Origin of the sequence: Pseudoalteromonas sp. PAR1 (genome assembly GCF_947311895.1) — a bacterium.
Lineage (GTDB): Bacteria > Pseudomonadota > Gammaproteobacteria > Enterobacterales > Alteromonadaceae > Pseudoalteromonas > Pseudoalteromonas lipolytica_C.
Genome location: NZ_CAMZMY010000010.1, coordinates 80,420 through 103,222 on the forward strand (window position 1 = coordinate 80,420; position 22,803 = coordinate 103,222).

Annotated in this window: 16 protein-coding genes; 12 read left to right on the top strand and 4 right to left on the bottom strand. The window is 38.0% G+C overall.

What is annotated here, in order from left to right; translation table 11 throughout:
- Positions 1-2 precede the first annotated feature (2 nt).
- The 10 genes from QL229_RS10315 to QL229_RS10360 all read left to right on the top strand — a co-directional run bounded on the left by QL229_RS10315 (position 3) and on the right by QL229_RS10360 (position 15,395).
- Positions 3-1,580 (top strand): class I SAM-dependent DNA methyltransferase, encoded by a 1,578-nt coding sequence (locus tag QL229_RS10315; RefSeq protein ID WP_281546841.1) that lies wholly within the window; start codon positions 3-5, stop codon positions 1,578-1,580.
- Complete coding sequence (locus tag QL229_RS10320) at positions 1,570-2,940, top strand: restriction endonuclease subunit S (protein WP_281546842.1); 1,371 nt, start codon at positions 1,570-1,572, stop codon at positions 2,938-2,940. The genes QL229_RS10315 and QL229_RS10320 overlap by 11 nt, the downstream gene beginning before the upstream one ends.
- Positions 2,937-5,183 (top strand): AAA family ATPase, encoded by a 2,247-nt coding sequence (locus QL229_RS10325; RefSeq protein WP_281546843.1) that lies wholly within the window; start codon positions 2,937-2,939, stop codon positions 5,181-5,183. Before QL229_RS10320 ends, QL229_RS10325 begins: the two co-directional genes overlap by 4 nt.
- Positions 5,183-8,416 (top strand): type I restriction endonuclease subunit R, encoded by a 3,234-nt coding sequence (locus tag QL229_RS10330; protein ID WP_281546857.1) that lies wholly within the window; start codon positions 5,183-5,185, stop codon positions 8,414-8,416. Before QL229_RS10325 ends, QL229_RS10330 begins: the two co-directional genes overlap by 1 nt.
- The gene (locus QL229_RS10335) at positions 8,416-9,501 is read left to right on the top strand and encodes an endonuclease NucS domain-containing protein (RefSeq protein ID WP_281546844.1); all 1,086 of its coding nucleotides are present in this window, start codon (positions 8,416-8,418) and stop codon (positions 9,499-9,501) included. The genes QL229_RS10330 and QL229_RS10335 overlap by 1 nt, the downstream gene beginning before the upstream one ends.
- 361 nt (positions 9,502-9,862) lie before the next feature.
- Positions 9,863-10,258 (top strand): response regulator, encoded by a 396-nt coding sequence (locus QL229_RS10340; RefSeq protein ID WP_135924536.1) that lies wholly within the window; start codon positions 9,863-9,865, stop codon positions 10,256-10,258.
- Positions 10,259-10,265: 7 nt separating this feature from the next.
- Positions 10,266-11,159: a MoxR family ATPase gene (locus QL229_RS10345; protein ID WP_138557544.1), complete on the top strand. Its 894-nt coding sequence runs from the start codon at positions 10,266-10,268 to the stop codon at positions 11,157-11,159.
- Positions 11,160-11,161: 2 nt separating this feature from the next.
- On the top strand, positions 11,162-12,124 hold the full coding sequence (locus QL229_RS10350) for a DUF58 domain-containing protein (RefSeq protein ID WP_138557543.1): 963 nt from the start codon (positions 11,162-11,164) through the stop codon (positions 12,122-12,124).
- A 2-nt stretch (positions 12,125-12,126) separates the two neighbouring features.
- Positions 12,127-14,064 carry a DUF3488 and transglutaminase-like domain-containing protein gene (locus QL229_RS10355; protein ID WP_281546845.1) on the top strand — a complete coding sequence of 646 codons (1,938 nt, stop codon included), beginning with the start codon at positions 12,127-12,129 and terminating at the stop codon, positions 14,062-14,064.
- Positions 14,065-14,072: 8 nt separating this feature from the next.
- Positions 14,073-15,395, top strand: coding sequence for a Na+/H+ antiporter family protein (locus tag QL229_RS10360; protein WP_281546846.1), 1,323 nt, complete (start codon positions 14,073-14,075; stop codon positions 15,393-15,395).
- A 19-nt stretch (positions 15,396-15,414) separates the two neighbouring features.
- Here QL229_RS10360 and QL229_RS10365 read toward each other — a convergent pair whose 3' ends face one another.
- The gene (locus tag QL229_RS10365) at positions 15,415-17,388 is read right to left on the bottom strand and encodes a response regulator (RefSeq protein WP_138557540.1); all 1,974 of its coding nucleotides are present in this window, start codon (positions 17,386-17,388) and stop codon (positions 15,415-15,417) included.
- Positions 17,389-17,557: 169 nt separating this feature from the next.
- Here QL229_RS10365 and yvcK point away from each other — a divergent pair, with 169 nt between their 5' ends.
- Positions 17,558-18,469, top strand: a complete 912-nt coding sequence (gene yvcK / locus QL229_RS10370; protein WP_138557539.1) for a uridine diphosphate-N-acetylglucosamine-binding protein YvcK — start codon at positions 17,558-17,560, stop codon at positions 18,467-18,469.
- Here the strand turns inward: yvcK and QL229_RS10375 are convergent.
- Positions 18,434-18,766: an Hpt domain-containing protein gene (locus QL229_RS10375; RefSeq protein WP_138557538.1), complete on the bottom strand. Its 333-nt coding sequence runs from the start codon at positions 18,764-18,766 to the stop codon at positions 18,434-18,436. The genes yvcK and QL229_RS10375 overlap by 36 nt on opposite strands.
- A 20-nt stretch (positions 18,767-18,786) precedes the next feature.
- Between QL229_RS10375 and QL229_RS10380 the strand changes: the two genes are divergently transcribed.
- Positions 18,787-19,821 carry a glycosyltransferase family 4 protein gene (locus tag QL229_RS10380; protein ID WP_138557537.1) on the top strand — a complete coding sequence of 345 codons (1,035 nt, stop codon included), beginning with the start codon at positions 18,787-18,789 and terminating at the stop codon, positions 19,819-19,821.
- Here QL229_RS10380 and QL229_RS10385 read toward each other — a convergent pair.
- Positions 19,790-21,238 (bottom strand): sigma-54 dependent transcriptional regulator, encoded by a 1,449-nt coding sequence (locus QL229_RS10385; RefSeq protein WP_281546847.1) that lies wholly within the window; start codon positions 21,236-21,238, stop codon positions 19,790-19,792. The genes QL229_RS10380 and QL229_RS10385 overlap by 32 nt on opposite strands.
- A gap of 103 nt (positions 21,239-21,341) precedes the next feature.
- The gene (locus QL229_RS10390; protein ID WP_281546848.1) at positions 21,342-22,799 is read right to left on the bottom strand and encodes a SpoIIE family protein phosphatase; all 1,458 of its coding nucleotides are present in this window, start codon (positions 22,797-22,799) and stop codon (positions 21,342-21,344) included.
- Between the last annotated feature and the right edge of the window lie 4 nt (positions 22,800-22,803).

Sequence of the window (22,803 nt, forward strand, 5' to 3'; positions counted from 1 at the left end):
ACATGACAGAAGAAAATAAAAAAGCCCCAAATAAAAATGTAAAGGGATTCGAAGAGTCGCTTTGGGATGCGGCTAATAAGCTTCGCGGCAGTGTTGAATCATCTGAATACAAGCACATTGTATTGAGCCTTATCTTCTTAAAGTTCATTAGCGATAAGTTTGAAAAGCAGCGTGAAAAGCTAATTGCCGAGGGCATGGGTGATTATGTTGATATGGTTGAGTTCTATGCCAAAGACAATGTGTTTTATTTACCAGAGGAAGCGCGTTGGTCATTTATTCAAAAGCAAGCTAAGCAAGATGACATTGCAGTAAAAATTGATACGGCCTTACATACGGTTGAGAAAAATAACGCATCACTGAAAGGCGCATTGCCTGACAATTACTTTTCTCGTTTAGGGCTTGATGTCAGCAAGCTTGCAGCACTTATCGATACCATCAATAACATCGATACCATTGCTAACGAATGTCATATGACCGAAGAAGACCTTGTTGGGCGTGTTTACGAGTACTTCCTTGGTAAGTTTGCCGCGAATGAAGGCAAAGGTGGTGGTGAGTTCTATACACCCAAATCGGTAGTAACCTTGATTGCAGAAATGCTTGAACCCTACAAAGGTAAGATATACGACCCGTGCTGCGGCAGTGGCGGTATGTTTGTTCAATCGCTTAAGTTTATTGATAGTCACAAAGGTAGTAAGAAAAACATCTCAATTTATGGGCAGGAATACACCAGCACAACTCATAAATTAGCAAAAATGAACCTTGCTGTGCGTGGTATTAACGGTAATTTAGGTGATGTTGCAGGTGACACTTTCTTTAAAGATCAGCATCCCGATTTAAAAGCCGATTTTATTTTAAGTAATCCACCGTTCAACCAGAAGCAATGGCGTGCAGAAAACGAATTAGTTGACGATCCTCGTTGGGCTGGTTTTGAAGTACCGCCTACTGGCAACGCTAACTATGCGTGGATCATGCACATGATCTCAAAGCTTAGTGAAAACGGTACAGCAGGTTTTGTACTAGCTAATGGTTCAATGAGTTCTAATACAGGTGGTGAAGGCACAATTCGCCAGAAGATTATTGAAAACGATTTGGTTGATTGCATGATTGCGCTACCGGGGCAGCTTTTCTACACCACACAAATTCCAGTTTGTTTGTGGTTTATCACCAAAAACAAAAAAGAAAATGCCGAACTGGGTTATCGTGACCGCCAAGGTGAAACCCTGTTTATCGATGCTCGTGAAATGGGCACTATGGTTAGCCGTGTTCATAAAGAACTAACTACGGATGATATCGCAGAAATTGCAAGAACTTATCATGCATGGCGCGGTGAGAAAAAAGATGGCGAGTATGAAGATAAAGCGGGTTATTCAAAATCAGCAACATTGGAAGAAATCAAAGCTAATGACTTTGTATTAACACCGGGTCGTTATGTCGGTGCAACCGAATTAGAAGATGATGGCATCCCTTTTGAAGTGAAAATGAAAGAGCTAAGCCAAACTCTTTACAGCCAAATGGAACATGCCGAAACGTTGGATAAAGCGATTCGCCAGAACTTGGAGGTGTTGGGTTATGGTGAGTAATAGGTCTGAATCGTCATTGCTTGATTATTATGATGTAAGTTCTGGGTTGTCTAAATCGGCCAAGTTTTTTGGTCAAGGCTATCCTTTTGTGTCTTTTAAAGACGTATTTAAGAATACCTTTTTGCCTGAGCAATTGGAGCAATTAGTACAATCAGAAGATAAAGAGCGCCTTAAATGTTCTGTTAAGAAAGGCGATGTGTTTATTACTCGCACAAGTGAAACAATGCATGAATTAGGGATGAGTAGTGTTGCTCTGAAAGACTATCCAGAAGCGACTTTCAATGGTTTTACTAAACGATTAAGGCCGAAATCTGGTACGGAGAAAGTACTGCACCCTGAGTACGTTGGTTATTATTTGAGAAGCCCGATATTTAGACAGAAGATGCTTGCATTTTCAACTATGTCAACTCGTGCGAGTTTGAATAATGAAATGATTGGTCGCTTAACTATATCGTACCCAGAATTGACTGAACAAAAGCGAATATCAGGAGTTTTAAAGCGATTAGATGAAAGAATCGAACTAAATCAGCAAACCAACGTAACCTTAGAGCAAATGGCGCAGGCGTTATTTAAAAGCTGGTTTGTTGATTTTGATCCTGTTATCGACAACGCACTTGCCGCTGGCAACAACATTCCTGAAGCTTTGCAATACAAAGCTGAACAGCGCAAACAAGTTCAGCAGCTACCAGACTTTAAACCACTGCCTGATAATATCCGCGCATTATTCCCAAGCGAATTTGAACAAACCGATGAATCAACAGTTGGTTTTGATGGTTGGATACCTAAAGGCTGGAAGGCATCAAATATAGGTTCGAGCTTTGATGTAACTATGGGACAAAGCCCTCCGGGAAGTACTTACAATGAAATTGGGGAAGGTATCGCATTTTATCAGGGACGTGCGGACTTTGGTTTTAGATATCCTAAAAACAGAGTTTATTGTACGGCTCCAAAAAGACTTGCCAATAAGTTCGATACATTGGTAAGCGTGCGTGCTCCAGTTGGTGATGCAAATATGGCAAAAGAAAATTGTGCTATTGGCAGAGGCGTTGCCGCAGTCAGGCATCAATCAGGAGCTATCTCATTTACCTATTACACCATTCAAAATTTAAATCATTTCTTCGAAAGGTATGAAGGTGAAGGGACTGTTTTTGGTAGTATTAACCAAAAAGACTTTAAAAACCTCCCGTATGTAGCGCCAGATGACCGAGTAATAAGTAAGTTTGAAGCTGTTTCGTCATCAATGGATGAAATGATTGATCTAAATAGTAAAAATTTAATGGCGTTAGAAAAGTTAAGAGAGACGTTACTACCCAAATTAATTTCAGGTGAAATTAAATTACCAAGCAAGGATGTCGCATGATTAATTCTCTAGAGATTGCTAACGCAGCAACATATGGATTAACCCCTCAACAGGTGTCACCACTTGAAAAGTTTAATTTCTTCTTTGGTGCAAATGGTGCTGGTAAAACGACAATTTCTAGATTGATAGAGGATTCAACAAGGTACGCAAACTGTGCCGTAAAGTGGTCTGGTTCACCCATAGAAACATTTGTTTATAATCGAGATTTTGTAGAGAAAAATTTCAATCCTCAAAAAGACCTGCCCGGTGTATTTACCTTGGGGGAAGCTGATCAAGCAATTATTGATAGGATCGCACAAGGAAAAAGTGAATTAGATAAGATAGTTGAAGAAATCAAATCCAAAGAGTTAATTTTAAATGGTGACGAGAGCAACAAGGGTAAAATAAAAGAGCTTGAAGTTATCGACAATAATTTCACAGACAAGTGTTGGTTAGTAAAAGATAAATTAGATGAGTTATTTAAAGACGCTTTTCAAGGTGTACGTAACAGTAAATCTAAGTTTAAAGAACGAGTTGTTAGTGAGAGCGCTAGTAATACTGCTGATTTAAAATCAAAAGAATATTTAATTGAAAAGGCAAAGACTCTATTTGGTGATACACCTGAATCAAAACCTTTGATTTCACTAACTGTTGACTCATCAAAATTAAAGGAATTGGAACAGCATCAAATTTTAAAAGACAGAATAATTGGTAAAAGCGATGTCGATATAGCTGGAGTAATTAATAAGCTTAATAACAGCGACTGGGTTAGGCATGGTATGAACTACTTACCTCAATCGGCAGGTGAGTGCCCATTTTGTCAACAATCACTGCTGAGTGGCTTTGAAGAGCAGTTAGCTAATTATTTTGATGAAACCTTCACTCAAAACATTGAATCTCTACAGGCTACAGTGGCGTCATATTCTAGTTCATCACAACAATTAATTTCACATCTCGAAAATCTTGTAGCTAATAATCATGCAGATATTGACAACGAATTATTAAAAGCCAAGTTTGACACATTAAAAGCAATAATCAGTGAGAATATGCAGTTGCTTGGTAATAAAGTATCAGAGCCTGCTTCTACTGTTACATTAAAAGCTACTCATCAAATAATTGATGAGATTAGAACGATAGTGGAAAACGCCAACAACTCAATAAATCAGCATAATTTAATTGTATCCAACTTTAAAAACGAAAAAGAATTGTTAAGCAATCAGGTTTGGAAATATGTGTTAGAGAATGAGCTAAAAGCTGAAATTCAGCAATACACAAAAGACTACTCAAGTTTGCAAAAAGCTATTCGGGGTTTAACTGTCGGTATAAATACTAAAAAGGCAGATAAGATAGCTAAGGATGCTGAAATAAAAGAGTTAGAAAAGGATACTACTTCAATTCAGCCAACAATTGATGCGATAAACGGCTTATTAAAGTCATTTGGGTTCACTAGTTTCACTATCGGAAAATCTACGAAAGACCGTTGCTACTCAATTGTTAGGAGGGATGGCTCTTGTGCAAAAGAGACCCTAAGTGAAGGAGAGAAAACCTTTATATCTTTTTTATATTTTTACCATTTACTTAAAGGTAGCTTCAGCGAAGTTGGCATAACGACTGACAGGGTTGTGGTTATCGATGACCCAGTTTCTAGCTTAGATAGCGATATCTTATTTATTGTTAGTACCTTGATTAAAGGGCTAATGTCTGATGGTAGAAATGAAACTAGCTTAATGAAGCAATTATTCATCTTGACCCATAACACTTATTTTTTTAAGGAAGTTACATTTAATAAAAAACGGTCAGGGCAAGATAAAATGAGAGATGAAACATTTTGGATTGTGCGGAAAGTTGATGGTACTTCTAAAATTGTTGGGCATAAATCAAACCCAATAAAATCATCGTATGAATTACTCTGGCAGGATATAAAATCGCCAGAGCCTTGTTCGCTAACCATTCAAAATACAATGAGAAAGATTTTAGAACACTATTTTACGTTCTTAGGGAATATCAAAAAAGATGACATGATTGAGCTTTTCGAAGGGGAAGAAAGGCTGATTTGTCAGTCACTGTTTTCGTGGGTTAACGATGGCTCTCACCATGCCATTGATGATTTGTACGTAACTCAAGACATTGGGGTTATTGATATCTACAGAAAAGTTTTCAAGAAGATTTTTGAAGCGTCTGATCATGGTGCTCATTATAAGATGATGATAGGAGTTGAGGGCGAATCAGATGAATCGTCAAAAGAGCAAGGAGTGGCTGCATGATGAAATTTACTGAAGCACAACTGGAAGCGGCAATTATTGAACTGCTTGGTGAGCAAGGTTTTCCTTATGTTCCCGGTTATGAACTTAATCGCACTAATACTGAAGTTTTGATTAAGGATGACATGCGTCAGTTTTTATCTGATAAGTATCAAGCTGACAATATTACTGCTGGTGAAATTGATTCAATCATCAAGCAAATAGAATCACTGCCTGCTAGTGACTTGTACGATAGCAATAAAACCTTCTGTAAATGGTTAAGTGATGGCTTTTTGTTAAAACGTGAAGATCACACTCAAAAAGATCTCTATATTCAATTAGTCGATTACACCAATGTTGTCCAAAGCCTGTTACCTGATTTAGCAAAGGAACTAGCATCAGAATTACCGAAAGTAGCAGAACAGCCTGCCACATATAACGACACCAATATATACAAAATAGTTAACCAGCTTGAGATTGAAGGTGTTGATGGCGAGAAGCGTATTCCCGATGGCATTTTGTACATTAACGGTTTGCCGTTAGTGGTGTTCGAGTTTAAGAGTGCCATTCGTGAAGAAGAAGCTTCAATTCATGATGCTTATGTTCAGTTAAATACTCGCTATCGCAGGGACATTCCCGCTCTATTCGTCTACAACGCATTTTGTGTTATCAGCGATGGTGTTAACAACAAAATGGGGGGCTTATATGCGCCTTATGAATTCTTCTATGCATGGCGCAAGGTAACGGGTAATGAGTCGATAGAAAAAGATGGTATCAACTCGCTACATACTATGTTGCAGGGATTATTTAATAAAGCTCGCCTGCGTGACGTTATTCGCAACTTCATTTATTTTCCTGATTCGTCAAAGGCTGAAGTAAAAATTGTCTGCCGCTATCCGCAGTACTATGCGGCTAGGAAGCTCTACTACAATATTAAACTAGCACGCAAGCCAGATGGTGATGGGAAAGGTGGTACGTACTTCGGTGCAACTGGCTGTGGTAAAAGTTTTACTATGCAGTTTTTATCACGCTTATTAATGAAAAGTATTGAGTTTGAAAGCCCAACTATTGTGTTAATTACTGACCGAACAGATTTGGATGATCAGTTATCGCAACAATTTTCTAATGCAAAAACGTATATTGGCGATCAAACCGTTGTTGCAGTTGAAAGCCGTGACCATTTACGAGAACTGCTACAAGGTCGCAATAGTGGTGGTGTGTTCTTAACGACTATTCATAAGTTTACTGAAGATACCAAGTTACTCACTGATAGAAGTAATGTTATTTGTATTTCAGATGAGGCGCATCGAAGCCAAACAAACCTAGATCAGAAAGTTAGAGTGACGGAAAAGGGTGTTAAGAAAACTTATGGTTTTGCCAAATACCTTCATGACTCGTTACCCAATGCAACCTTTGTAGGTTTCACTGGAACGCCAGTTGATGCCACGCTTGATGTGTTTGGTCAGGTTATTGATGCCTACACTATGACTGAATCTGTGAAAGATGAGATCACTGTCCGCATCGTCTATGAAGGTAGAGCGGCTAAGGTCATTTTAGATAACGCTAAGCTCGAAGAAATTGAAGCTTACTATCAGCAATGCGCTGATGATGGCAGTAATGAACACCAGATAGAAGAAAGTAAGAAAGCCTCTGCAAATATGACAGCCATTTTGGGCGATCCAGATCGTATAAGCGCGTTAGCAAGAGATTTTGTTGCCCATTATGAATCACGCATTGAGGAAGGGTCTACCATAAAAGGTAAAGCTATGTTTGTAAGCTCTGCGCGTGAAGTAGCTTATTTATTTTACCAAGAGTTAAAAGACCTTCGCCCAGATTGGTTTGAGGTACTGGAATGCGAAATTGGCGTAGAGCTATCAGAGCAAGAGCGCAAAAAAATAAAACCAATGGAACGAGTCAAAATGGTGATGACTCGTGGCAAGGATGATCCTAAAGAGCTTTGGGATTTACTTGGTACTAAAGAATATCGTAAAGAGTTAGACCGCCAATTCAAAAATGAAAAGTCGAACTTCAAAATCGCCATTGTTGTCGATATGTGGCTGACGGGTTTTGACGTACCTTTCCTTGATACCATCTATATCGATAAGCCAATACAACGCCATAACCTAATTCAAACTATATCGCGTGTTAACCGTAAGTTTGAAGGTAAAGACAAAGGGCTGGTTGTTGACTATATCGGCATCAAAACACAGATGAATAAAGCATTAGCCATGTATTCAAAAACGGATGAAACTAATTTTGAGGACATTGCTCAGTCCATCATTGTTGTTAAGGATCATTTGGATTTATTGGGCAAACTCATGCATCAGTTTGATGTGTCACCTTACTTTACTGGGCAACCAGTTGCGCAACTTAACTGCCTCAACAATGGCGCTGAATTTGTTTTGCAAACTCAAAAACTTGAACATCGCTTTATGGCATTAGTAAAACGTTTAAAAACGGCTTATGACGTTTGCTGTGGTAGTGAAAAACTATCGCAGAAAGAGCGTGATTACATCCATTTCTATTTAGCTGTTCGTTCTATTGTTTACAAGCTCACCAAAGGTAATGCGCCCGATACTGCACAAATGAATGCCAAGGTACGTGAGATGATTTCTGAAGCACTAAAGAGTGACGGTGTAGAAGAGATTTTTAAGCTAGGGCAAGGCGAAGATGGCGTTGATATTTTCGATGATGATTACTTAGCTAAAATTGAAAAAATTAAGCTTCCCAATACCAAAATCAAGCTACTTCAGCAGATGCTGGCAAAGGCAATTGGCGAGTTTAAGCAAGTAAATAAGCTAAAAGCTGTTGATTTCTCAGCTCGTTTTAAATCATTGGTTGATAAGTATAACGAGCGCAAGGAAGAAGATGTTTTAGTCAGTGAAGTACTTGAAGACTTTTCAGATGAAATTATCAACATGTACCAAGATCTCAAATCTGAAATGGGTTCATTCGCGGACATGGGAATTAACCTTGAAGAGAAAGCTTTTTACGACATTTTACTGGCGCTAGCGATCAAATATGACTTCAACTACCCTGAGGATAAGCTTCTCGACTTAGCTAAAGCAGTAAAAGATGTTGTTGATGACAAGGCTAAATACACAGATTGGAGCCAACGGGAAGATATTAAGGCTGAACTAAAAGTAGACCTTATAATGTTGCTAGCTAAGTTTGGCTACCCGCCAGTTGATCGTGATGAAGTGTATAAAGAGATCTTCGAACAAGCTGAGAATTTCAAGAAAAATAGGGCTGCATAATGGCGATAGAACAGGGAATCTGGAAAATAGGCGATAAACCAACAAGATTAAAAACTGTAACCTTGGAAAGCGAACAACAATTGGAGGAACTGATTGTTGCAGACATTTCTATTTTAAATCCAAATTGGTTGCTTATTGGTCGTCAAGTGCGAACTGATTTTGATAAATACATTGATTTACTTGCTATAGATGCAAGCGGAAGTGTCATTATCATTGAGTTAAAGCGCGATAAAACACCAAGAGATGTCGTAGCTCAAGCACTAGATTACGCATCTTGGGTGGTTGAAATTGACGACAGTAAATTAGTTGATATTTATCATGATTACAGTACGAAATGCGCAATATCGGAACAAAGTTTGGATAGGGCGTTTGAGTCAAAGTTCGGTGTTCCTTTCAAAGATGTTAATTATGACGGTTCACACCAAATGGTAATTGTAGCTGCTGCATTGGATGCAAGTTCAGAGCGGATTATCAACTACTTAAATGACAAAGCTAAAATACCTGTAAACGCAGTGTTTTTCACAGTATTTGAAGATGGTACAAATCAATATTTAAGTCGAGCTTGGATGATAGCTCCAGAAGAAACCCAAGAGCGCGTTATTTCAAAATCAACAAAAGAGCCTTGGAACGGTGAGTTTTATGTTTCTTTTGGGCATGGTAAAGAGCGACATTGGAATGATGCTTTAAAATATGGCTTTGTTTCAGCGGGTAGAGGTCGTTGGTATTCAAATACATTAAATATGTTAGATATTGGTGACCGTGTATGGGTTAAAATTCCTCAAACGGGCTTTGTTGCTGTTGGAAAAGTTGCTGGTGAAATATCCAGAGCAGAAAACTACCAGTTTGCAAAGCACGATAATAAAACCTTACTAGACTTAGACACTGATGGCGACTATTCGAATTTTACTAGTTTAGACGATGATGATGCTGAGTATCTGATTCCTGTTGAATGGATCAAAGCAGTGCCGTTGGCTCAAGCATTTAATGAAACAGGATTGTTTGGAAATCAGAATTCAGTCTGCAAACCACAAACACCGAAATGGTCGCATACTGTTGAAAGAGTAAAAACGCATTTCAATCTATAGAATTACAATTATATTAGCCTGTATTAACATTTTTAAAAATAATCTCGATTTATAAGTCCCAAGGGGACTCAATCTCCAGTGAGTCCCAAATCTCAATTTAGAGTCCGTTTGTCAGACTAACGAACCTACTTATAAAGATAAATAAGCTATTTAACATAATATAAATTATAGGAAGTAACGCATAAATACATAACCACACCTACACTCTGTGTGCGCTAAGTCCAATACTAGACGGTATCGGACATTGTGGCGGTGTTTTATCAACTTATTCATTTAATTCGTGGCTGTTTCTTGAGCTTAGCTACTCCATAGCATATATTAAAACTATCAACTTGAGATGTAACGATAAGATGTAAACGATATGGAATTTGTGAAACCGTTAGAGCCAATTTTGATAATTGATGATATGCAAGATATCAGAGATTATTTAAATCAAATTTTAACTGGTCTGGGTTTTGACGATATTTTAGAAAGCCGAGATTTTGAATCAGCAAAAACTGTTATTGAGGAAAAGTCTCCAAATGTTATCTTTCTAGATATTGAGCTTCCTAATACAGACGGCACTGAGATCCTTGAATACTTAAATGACCATCACCCACATACTCATGTTGTTATGTGTTCCGGCCATAATAGTCTTGAGAATGTGCAAAATACTTGGGAACTTGGTGCTAAGGGTTTTATTGCAAAACCATTTAATGCCAAAAAAGTCGATACTGTCATGAAGCGCCTAGAAATGATGGAAACCATCGCAAGTTAAGTAGTTTATGAACTCAACAATCAATCTTATTATAGATGACCTATCTACTGTTATTCTTGGTAAACAACAACAAATTAAACTTGCTCTAGCTTGTTTGTTTAGCGAAGGCCATTTATTAATTGAAGATTTACCTGGGATGGGAAAAACCACATTATCTCATGCACTTGCGGCAGTCTTAGGGTTATCTTACCAACGTATTCAATTCACCAGTGATTTACTACCATCAGATATACTAGGAACAAATATTTTTGATGCAAAAGAACATGCGTTTTCTTTTCATCAAGGCCCTGTTTTTAGTCAGGTTGTGTTAGCAGATGAAATAAATCGCGCGGGACCTAAAACACAAAGTGCGTTACTTGAAGCCATGGAAGAAAAACAAGTTACTGTTGATTCGGTTAAACATGCCCTGCCTTCTCCATTTTTTGTTATCGCAACACAAAATCCAGTAAATCAATCAGGTACTTACCCGTTACCTGAGTCACAATTAGATCGTTTTTTCATGCGTATTAGCTTAGGCTTTCCTGATAAACAAGCAGAAAAAAGCTTAATTTTAGGTTTGAATAACCGCAATTATGATGAATTACCAGTTCGCATTACCCCTGAGCAACTTGCTGTTATTCAAAAAGAAATATCTTCAGTTACATTGAGTAACGCGATTGTTGATTATATTTTAGAACTGGTTGATTACACACGCCAAAGCTCTCATTTTGTTAATCCTTTATCGCCAAGAGCCAGTATTGCTATTTCGCGTGCAGCGAAATCATGGGCTTATATTGAAGGACGTGACTTTGTGTTACCTGAGGATGTTCAAGCTGTATTTAGCAGTGTGACTGATCACCGCCTTGGTTTGAACAATCAAGATAGTGGCTATGCATTAAATCATGTGCCTGTAAGCTTATAAGCATGTTAAAGCGCCCTGCTTTTATTATTTCTGAAATTGGCCAATCCATTTTCAATAAATTTTTGAAGAATAAACATAACGTTAATGAGATCTCTCTTCAACATAAAAACATTTATGTATTACCTTCTAAATTAGGCATGAAGTTTTTACTCATTGCACTGCTTAACTTTGTGATGGGCATCAATTATCAAAACAATCTGATCTTGGCGATGGCCTATTTGATGGTAGTTATTTTGGTGTTCTCGATTCTCACTGGTTATAAGAATATGCGCGGTTTATCTGTTAAGTATCTTTTTGCTATAAATAGTTATGCTCCAAAATCTCCATATGCGCGTTATCAGTTACAATCAACCTCTAGTAGCCAACAAGTAAAATTAATGATATCTGGCTCAGAGTCAGAGACTATATCGCTGGATAACTCGGACAAAAAAACCATTGAAATAGCACTTAACTGTACTAAACGTGGTGTTTACGGTCTTGAAAAAGCAAAAATAATAAGTCACTTTCCATTTGGTTTAGTGTCTGTGTGGAGTTATATTCAGCCGAGTGATGTGATCTATGTTTACCCTACTCCTAAATCAGCAGAAAACTTAGATATTGAGTTACATGAAGAGCTGAACGATGCAGGTGATAATGCACAATCTAAAACAGGTTCTGATGAGTTTTATCAATTAACACCTTTTATTAAAGGCTCAGCTTTGAATAAAGTATCATGGAAACATTATGCAAAAACACAGCAATTGTTGAGCAAAGAATTTACCAGTGATACGACTCAAGAGTTAGCGCTTAATTTTAATATGCTAAGTGGTAATACAGAGTATCGCTTAAGTCAGCTATGTTTTTTAGTTAATCAACTTACAGAACAACAAATCGCTTTTTCATTAACTTTGCCAAAAAAGAAAATTTCAAAAGCGTCTGGTGATGTCCATCAAACAGCATGTTTAAAAGCCTTAGCGGAGCATTAGTTGTGAATTTATCGCTTATTAATGCCGTTTTATCATTCCTATTTATAGCAATCAGTGGCTTATTATTTGGTGAGATCCCTAGTTCGTTTTTATTCATATTAGTCGGCTTAAGTTTTTTTAATCTCGTGTTAGACCGGTTTTATAAAAAACTCACTGCACTGATGGCAAATATCCTTGCGGCACTGTGTTTAATTGCTCTGTTTGTAACTGTAGGGATTAGCGATACAGTTAAACTGTTTGTATCTATGATGTTACTCGCTAGCACTTTTAAATTGTTGCAAGCAAAAGCTGTAAAACACTATCAAACCGTATGTTTACTGGTGTTTTTTAACCTTTCCACGGTATATTTATTCTATCAAGGCATTTTAGAGACCTTTATTGTCAGCTTGCTTTACATCGTTAACTTTGCGGTTCTGGGTTATTTATCAAGCCCTAAAAGCTTCAAGTCTGCCAATAAGCAAAGTATTAAAACAGTTTTACTCGCATTACCAGTATCGGTTTTTTTAATTATATTTTTACCTAAACTCCCTGCATTTTGGCAACTTCCGGGGCCAAAGCTTGCAAAAACTGGCTTATCTGAACAAGTTGACCCTTTTGCAATTGCCAAGCTTGCAGAGTCTGATGACCTTGTGTTCAGAGTTGAAGAGCAGCCGAACTCGACCTTACAAGCGCCCTATTATTGGCGCAGTTTAATTCATGATGCCTTTGACGGTCAGCAATGGTTAGTATCGGATATTTTGAAGTCTCAACAATTTAGCGACAATCGTAGTGTCAATATCGAAGAACCTAACGTTGAATATAATGTTATTGCCGAGCCGTCATCATCGAATTGGCTTTTTGCGTTAGGGTTTGCCACGAGTAGTCATAATAATGTGGCAAGCACATACAACGGTTTACTAAAACGTAAAGGCAATCTAAATAAAAATATTAAATATGCTGTGCAAAGTACGAAAGTAAGTTATAGCCTAACTCCTTTTGAGCAGCGACTTTATACACAACTCCCCGTTGAAAGTAATCCCAAGACTCGTGAGCTGGCAAATAATTTAGCCAATAAAAATACTACCGCACAATCGTATTTCAATGCTCTATTAGGCTATTTTAATACGCAACAATTTAGCTATACCCTAACTCCTACTCCTATGCTTAATAAAAACACCATTGATCAGTTTGTGTTTGAAAATAAAAGTGGGTTTTGTGGCCACTACGCCAGTACAGCAGCTTTTATGTTTCGTGCGGCAGGTTATCCAGCACGCGTTGTATCAGGCTACTTAGGTGCGGAACGACAAGGCAAAACCCTTAATATTTACCAATATGATGCACATGCATGGGTTGAAGTATTTTACGATGAGCGTTGGCATGTTTTCGATGCAACTGAAGTTGTTGCACCTGAGCGTCTCAACGGTTCGTTGTCAGAGTTTCAAGCGTTGAGCGAACGGTTTAATGATAATTTAAACTTTGGCTTAAAGCGCTGGAGTCACTTAAAAGCGATTAATTGGCTTCGTATTAAATTAGAAGAGCTTGATTACAAGTGGACAAATTGGGTTTTAACTTTTGACGAGCAATCGCAACAAAACTTATTTAAAGCGCTTTTTGGTAATAATGCATTTTGGTTAACTCCATTGGTAATTATGGTGACTCTCGCACTTTGTTTTACCAGTTACTTTTTATACAGCAAGCGTTTACCTCGCAGTTCTGAACCCCTTGTTTTTGAACTGATGCAACTTTATCGCTGGGCTGAAAAACAACAAATTCACTACGATGAAACAAACACTCCTTTGCAAAATATCGCTTTGATGAAGCGCTCAAAGCCAACAGTTGCCAGCAAACTAGCTAAATTTGAACAAATATTCATCGAAGTACGTTATCAGCAACAGCCTTTTAATCAAAACCGCAAAAAGCAGGTACGACTTCTGTTAAACTCCATCAAAACAGCAAAATAGAGAAAACCATGAATGCAGTAATTATTGGCGTTATTTTGATGCTGGTACTAACACTTTGCCGAATTAACGTTATTGTCGCAATGACACTGAGTGCGATTGTTGCTGGTCTAACTGCCGGGCTTGGTCTATCAGAAACACTGAATGCATTTAATGACGGGCTCTCTGGTGGTGCAGAAATCGCATTAAGCTATGCCATGCTAGGGGCATTCGCTGTGGCTATTTCAAAATCAGGATTGACCCGAATACTTGCTTCAACCCTGTTAAAACAGGTGAATGAGCACAGCCATAAAGGCGAAACAACGCTAAGTTATTTTATTTTAGTTATTATCTTACTTTGCGCGATCTCTTCGCAGAACCTAATCCCAGTGCATGTAGCCTTTATTCCGATATTGATCCCACCGTTGCTAGTGATATTCAACAAACTACGCTTAGATAGGCGTGCTATTGCGTGCATTTTAACTTTTGGTTTGGCAACCTCGTACATGGTTTTGCCCTATGGTTTTGGTGGAATATACCTATATTCAATTTTACATAAAAACTTAACCGATAATGGTTTAGAAATTGTGAATACCCAGGTGCCCATGGCAATGATCATCCCAGCACTTGGCATGGTTGTAGGTTTGTTAATCGCAGTGTTTATTAGTTATAAAAAACGCCGTGACTATGCTCCACACCCGCTTACTGAAACACCTCAAAATGTTGTTATCGAACAACCTAAAAAAGTGCTTATTGTGGGAATTGCAGCTGTGCTTTGCTCGTTAATAGCTCAAAGTGTTAGCAATTCGATGATATTAGGTGGGCTAGTTGGTGTAATGATTTTCAGTTTATTTGGAGTTGTTAAGTGGGAACAAAATAGTGATGTTTTTAGTAAAGGCGTTGCTATGATGGCGATGATTGGCTTTATTATGATTTCTGCACAAGGGTTTGCTTCGGTAATGCAAGCAACAGGTGATGTCACCTCCCTTGTTAGTTCAGCAGCTGGCCTTATGGAAGGGAATAAACCACTTGCTGCTGCATTAATTTTACTTGTTGGGTTATTAATAACGATGGGCATTGGTAGCTCATTTTCGACGGTGCCTATTATTGCCACCTTATTTGTACCGCTGGCATTAGAACTAAACTTTTCAGTAATGGCCACTGCGGCGCTTGTTGGCACTGCAGGGGCATTAGGTGATGCAGGCTCCCCCGCATCAGATTCTACACTTGGGCCAACATCCGGTTTAAATGCAGATGGGCAACATGACCATATATGGGATTCTGTGGTACCGACATTTATTCATTTTAATATTCCGTTGCTGATCGCCGGTTGGATTGCAGCTATGGTATTGTAAAAGGCCCTTCGGGGCTTTGTTACTGACTAAATAGCACCCTCAAAGCCCTATTTAAATCATGAAAGCGAATCGGTTTAGTTAATACTTTGTTCATTCCCGCATCTATACAGATTGCTTTATCTTGATGCGAAGCATTGGCTGTTAACGCTACTATGGGTAAGGTCATCTTTAATTCATCACGAATGTACTTTGTTGCGGTTATACCATCCATAACGGGCATCATCATGTCCATAAGAACTAAATCAAAGTGTTGTTGTTGTAACTTTTCAATAGCTTGTTGGCCATGATCAGCCAATGTGACATGGTGATTAAGCTTTTCTAAGAAAGCTTTAATCAACACTTGATTGGTCTTATTGTCTTCAGTTACCAAAATAGCGATAGGCTCTAATGTGTTTTCGTCGTCAACTACTTTGGTATCAGCACTGACAACCGTATAGGGGATCTGAATAGTAAACTTAGTACCTACATTTTGTTCACTAACAACTTTAATATCCCCTTTCATTAGATCAACAAGGCTCTTTGTTATGCTTAACCCAAGACCAACCCCTTCAATCTGCCGGTTTACACCATAGTCATGTTGTTTAAAGGCATCGTAAATTGAATCAATATGCGAAGGAGATATTCCCTGCCCGGTATCTGATATTTCAAAGTGTAGGTATTGGTCAGTGTAATCTGCTACAAAATTGACCGTCCCCACTTTGGTAAACTTAAAAGCATTATCAAGAATATTAAAAAGTATTTGCCCTACTCGCGCACTATCAATATTTATTTTATCCGGTAAGCCGTCTTTGATTTGTGTAGAAAAAACAACGTTAGTGCCTTGTGTTATCTCTAAAAACTGTGATGCAATATTCTTCACCAAGGCATTGATGTCGGTTGCTTTAATGTCTAAATCTAATGAGCCACTTTCAATTTTAGAAAAATCCAGTACGTCACTAATTAAATCAAGTAATAAATCGGCACTTGAATTAGCATAATCAAGCCAGCGGCTTTGTTTGTCGCTAAGTTTTGAATCAGCAAGTAAATCTAACATTCCGACTATCGCATTCATAGGGGTACGTATTTCATGTGACATCACGGTTAAAAATTTAGATTTAGCAAGATTCGCTTCTTCTGCCTTTTCTTTTGCTAATTGCAAAGCTTGCTCACGGTCTTTGTTTACTGTGATATCTTTTGCAATTCCGAGGTAGCCTCTAAACTGACCCTGCGCATCAAACTGTGGCTTGCCACTAAATGATACCCATGCCGATGGTGAGGAGTTAACTTCAAAGTCAAAATCAAGAAACTCAGCATGCTCGGCTAAAAGGTGCTTAAAGTGAGACCATTTTTTAAGCTGTTTTTGTTCTTGCTGAGTAATGATCGCATCGAAATTTTTATGTAAAAAATGACGTTTATATAAATTACTGTGGCTAGCTGTGGTCAGCACATTAATAAACCGCTCTTCTTTATTGGTGCGCCAAAACCATTCACTGGCAAAGTCTCTAAATAATTCTGACAGCTCTCCAAGGCGAGTTAATAACGAGGTTGAATGAAATTTTTGCCTATTTAAACGTGTTAATTGTGAATACTGCCATGCTACTTGCTGTAATAGCACATGGAGCGCTGTTGATGCTTTTTTAGAAAAATAGTCACTTTCTTTAACTGAAAAAAACACAAAACATTGCATGCTTTCTTCAGACAAGGCGACTTTAAATATCAAGGCATCATTAAGTGGCTCTGAGCTTAGGAAAACATGGTTAGTATTAAAAAAACACCATTCGTCGTTACTGGATTTTAGTATTTCCTTTAGTAATTGTTCATCAAATTCAAGGTGTTTTGTGGTTCTCATTTCGAAAGATGCTTTGTCATGTTCGATATTGATTAAACAAAGTTCGTTAAAAGTAAAGTACGGCGCTAATACATGTTCAAGCTGCGCTTTCAACGCTCGACTGTCATTTATACCGTGAAACTTGCGAAGTTCACTCTGTAACTGTTGTAAATTTAATTCAGCCATTGCTTTTCCACGTTGATATTGCGTCGCATATTGCAAATAAATGCACCACTTTTAGTGTAGACACTAAACCTAGAAAATAAAGTATTTAAATTTCATTACCTTATAAAACTTAATCTTTTGGTACAGACTATGCTTTTAAGTAGTATTGAACGAATAAGGGGTAAGAATCATGAAAATAGTATGCATTGGTGGTGGCCATGGTTTATCTCATATGCTCAGTGCTATAAGACCTCATTGTGCAGAACTAACTGCGATTGTAGCAACAACCGATAATGGAGGTAGCACTGGCAAGCTAAGAAATAGTCAAGATGTTGTTGCATTGGGTGACATACGGCGCTGTTGTTTACAGCTTGCAGATAATGACTCACTTATTCATCAAGTATTTCACCACCGTTTTAATGGCGGTGAACTCGACGGCCACAGCTTAGGTAATTTAGCATTATTAAGTTTAACGCAGCAAACAAACTCTGCGACTCAAGCGGTAGCATGGTTTAACGCAATGTTAGGAAACTCTGAAACTATTTTACCCATGTCAGATGAACCTACCGATTTACTTGCGGTGTTACCTTCTGGTTTAAAAGTATTTGGCGAATGCGAAATTGATTCTCTGGCAGAATTACCCGATTACGTCACCCTTTCTCAAAATGTAAATGCCGCACCAGGTGTTATTCAAGCAATAGAAAACGCAGATATGCTTATTATTGGCCCAGGCAGTCTGATTACCAGTGTTATGCCAGCCATGTTAGTAGAAGATATTGCCAAAGCCGTACAAAACACATCGGCATGTAGAGTGTTTATTGAAAACATCGCTAAAGAAACCAGTGTTATTAAATCGCTCGATATGAAACCTGTTGACTGGCTTGAAGGCATGCTGGGCTATAGTTTTTGCGATTTAAGTATTTCTTTAGATGCACTTAGTGAAATTGTTTCTCATTTTAATGATGTGGTGAAATCGGCTAATCAACAACACGATATAGAGCAGTTAAGCACGGTGTTTGGAGAAATCCTAAAAATGCCGCTCAGTTTAGAGACTGAGCATGAGCAATTAATTCGCGCTGATCAAGCTCTGCGCGTGGGTTGAGGTCTGTGTAAATTGATCTTGCAACGTACTGATTAGGCTAACAAGTTGGTCATCGAATTGATCTGCTTTAGCTTTCATTTCAATTTGTTCGGCAAGTTTTCCGACAGCTAATGCACCATAGCTCAGGCTACTGCTTTTTAAGCTATGCGCATTAATTTCGATGTCAGTTTGCTTGTTTGGATCAGCTAGGCTTGAAACAATTTGACTGGATTCAGTGATATAGACTTGCAAAAGCTGTTTAGCTAAGTCATCACCAACATCCTGTTTTAACTGAGAAAATGTAGCATTATCTATCATGGTCTCACCTTGGAGTGAATATGAAATACAGTGTTATTTTATTTGTTGATTCAAGCCTGATAGGTGGAATCGAAAGTCACCTAATTGCTTTAAATAAGCTTTTAGAACGAAACAATATTAAGAGTTCAATCCTATTTTATCAAGATCATAATAACCGGGATTTTTACTATCGCTTAGAGCAAGAAAATATCGTCTATGGTTTTGCTGGCGGGAGCTTAAAAAGTTTAAACGATATTTTAAAATCGTTTCCTCTTTCAGCGTTACTGCACACCCATGGGTACAAGGCAAGTATCATGGGTAAGTTAGTATGCCGCTGGCAAAACCGCCCTTGCATTTCGACTTACCATGCTGGAGAAGTTGGCCGTGGTAAAGTCTTTTTATATAACAAGCTTGATAAGCTTTTAAGCTTCTTTTCTAAAAATTTTGCAGTTTCAAATCAATTAGCTGCCGATATTTACAATGCCGAAGTACTTGAAAACTTCATTTCTATTCCTAATGCTAACCCGACATTAGAACCTAAATGCAAAAGCAATTTAAATGTTGGTTTTGTTGGTCGGCTTTCAATAGAAAAAGGGCCCGATATATTTGTAGATGTTGCTAAGCAATTTGCCACTAGTTCTTTAAATTTTCATATGTTTGGCGATGGACCTATGCGTGACGAACTTGAGCTTTCTTCAGTATCCTTTCACGGCATGTGCGAGCAACATGAAATTTGGCAAAAACTCGATGTATTAGTGGTCTGTTCTAGGGCTGAAGGACTGCCAATGGTAGTGCTTGAGGCAATGTCGCATGGCGTATTAGTTATTGTCTCTCCTGTTGGGCAATTACCTCATATTGTGAGTCACTTAACTAATGGGCTATTAATGGCAGACAACTCTGCACAAGCGCTATCTAAGCAATTAAATAATTTAATCAATTTAACCCCTGACCAAATTACTTACATGCTTACTAATGCACATACTTTGGTCAGGCAACGGTTTGGTGGAGAGCAACAATTCAAGCAACTTAACCGAGTTTATCGAACTAGCTTACTTGCATCTCTTCCCAGCTTTTAATTTTTCGGTATAAAGTTGAAGGGCTCACATCTAATAAAGCAGCTGCTTTAGGTATGTTGTTATCACATGCTTGTATAGCTTGTTCAATGTAACGTTTTTCAACAAGCCATAATGGTTCAATGTCTGCTTGAGTGAACGGCAACAAAGTGTCATTCATAGTAGCCTGTTCAGTATGCAAGCCTGTATCTACAGCAGTAATAATGACTTCTGGTTGCGGTACTTGATGCAACGATGCTAGTTGATTCTGATTAGAGGATTGAGGTAATGCGGGGATCATATCCACTTCGATATATGATTCATCATGTAACACCATAATATTACGAATCGTGTTCTCTAATTGACGAACATTACCAGGCCAACTGTAGCCCAAAAATAAGTTTTTTACGCCTTCAGACATCCCTTTATATTGACGCTTTTCTTCTTTACTTATTTTTTTAAATAACGCATCAGCAATTTCTATAACATCTTTGCCCCGTTGTTTTAGTGGCGGTAAGGCTATTGGAAAAACGTGTAAACGATAATAGAGATCTTCCCGAAAGCGACCTTCTTGTACTTCTAGTAACGGGTCTCGATTGGTAGCGCAAACGAAGCGTACATCCACTTTTACTTCTTTTTCACTGCCTACTTGTTGATAACATCCCGTTTGAATAAAACGCAGTAGTTTGCTTTGTAAATTGATATCCATCTCACAAAGTTCATCAAGAAATAACGTGCCGCCATCAGCTTGACCTGCGGCTCCTTCTCGATTTGCTATAGCACCAGTAAAAGCGCCTTTTAAGTGTCCGAATATTTCGCTTTCAATTAAGTCTTTAGGAATAGCTGCACAATTTAGAGCAACAAAAGGCTTATTAGCTCGAGGTGATGCTAAATGCACAGCACGTGCACACAACTCTTTACCAGTACCACTTTCACCGGTGATGAACACGGTTGCTTTACTTGCCGATGCAGATTTTATGATTTGATAAACTGACTGCATCACGCTTGAGCTACCAATCAAATCAAAATATTTACCATTTTCGTATGTAGTTTGATAACTTTTTACCGTTTGCTTTAAGTCTTTTAATTTAAGCGCGTTATTTACGGTGATCCTAAAACGATCGGCTTCTATTGGTTTTTCTAAAAAGTCACTCGCGCCGAGTTTAATGGCTTTAATGGCCATTTCTTTGGTGCCATGACCTGTAAGAACAATAACTTGTGGTGCGGTGTCTGAGTCTAACGAAGATAAAATATCCAAGCCATTTATATCGGGTAGCATGACATCTAAAATTATTAAGTCAGGCTCGAATTCTTGTAATGCACACATTGCTTGCTCACCGTTATAAGCGATGCGTGTTTTCACTCCCGTTGGAATCAGATAAGACTGATACATCAAGGCGAGTGACTCAGTATCTTCAACAATGAGTATTTTAGGTGGCATTACTGGCTTCCTTTTTATAGTTTTTATGCTGAGATAAAGTGATTATTTTACAGTTCCTTACTAGTAGCTTAGTGCTTAATTGGTGACTTTGTAAACTCTATATTTAGTGTTTATTGATGACAATTAAAGATGCATCATCAACTTCGTCTGATAGTTTAACTTGGCTTGATTGCCAAAGCTTATATGCAAATTGTTCACTGTGAAGATCTTCGGCCGTTAAATTTGCTATGTGTTGACCCACCTCATTAAAATGTTGGTTGTCTAACCAGCCATCAGTAAATAGTAAAATATGCTCAACATCACTCAGGTCATATTGGTAATGTGAGTAGTGATGCTCATCACTTAAACCAAGTAAAGGGTCTGTTCCAGTTAACTGTTTTAACTGCCCTTTTTTAGTAATAACACAAGGAGCAGGATGACCGGCATTGAACCAATGGAATGTGTTGTTTTCTATAAATGTTATTAATAAGGTCACTAAACTCGATTTACACAGTCGTTGTTCACAGAGTGCTGTGTTTAAGGTGCTAAGAACATTTTGTAAGGGGATCTCTGTGGCCAAACAGCCACTCAAAAAACCTTTGATGGCGAAGCTTTCTTTTAAAGCTGTAATGCCATGCCCCATCATATCTCCTAAGATAACTGGCTTTTGTGGCTGGTGGGGATATAAACAGAAATCGCCACCATTTTGTGAAATAATCGAGCCAAAATTATAGGCGGTATGATCTGTTAAACTACGCTGTGTTTGCATTCGCTCTTGGTTAATTAAATATTTTAACGCAGAGAATCGATGAACAATTCGTTCAATACTTTGAAGTAATCGAGTTTTTGTTACGGGTTTTACTAAGTAGTCATCAACCCCTAATAAATTTATCCGTTTAATAAGTTCATCACTATCATCTCCGGTTAGCATGACTACTGATAAATTTGTTTTAATATTTGACTGATTTAATTTTTTTAATAATGGCTCACTTGTGCCATTTTTTAGTTTATGGTCAAGCAACAAAATCGTTGCGCCCGATGTAAGTAGCTCTTGCCAACCTGACTCTATATCTTCACAGCAAATTACCTGAAAGTGGTTGCAAAGATAAGCATTTAGCAAAGCTAACTGAGATTTGTCATCATCGATATAAATCAGTGTTGGTCGTTTATCAATGTTTGATAAATGAAATGAAAAGGTATTTTTGTGCTTCTCTGATGTGTACTTAGCATTTGGGAAGTAGTGCTTAATAAGCGCTACACCCATACCACCTTCTACTAACTCACCACTTTCTAGATGCCAATCAGAGCTATGATTCTCAAACAAATTATAGCTTGGCATTGCATCAGTGAACTCTATAAGCAATTTATTTTTAGGTAATTTATACATTGAAAACTGCAGCTTTTTATCACTTTCCTCGCTATGACGTAGCAAGTTTGTTAGGTACTCAGTAGCAACCAAGCCGACAGCATCAATATCTTGATTTTTAACACTTATAGCTGTTAATACATGTTTTAGAATATGGCGGATCTCACTAACAATAGGCCAATCTAATTGAAATGATTTTTGATATAAACAATCCATACAA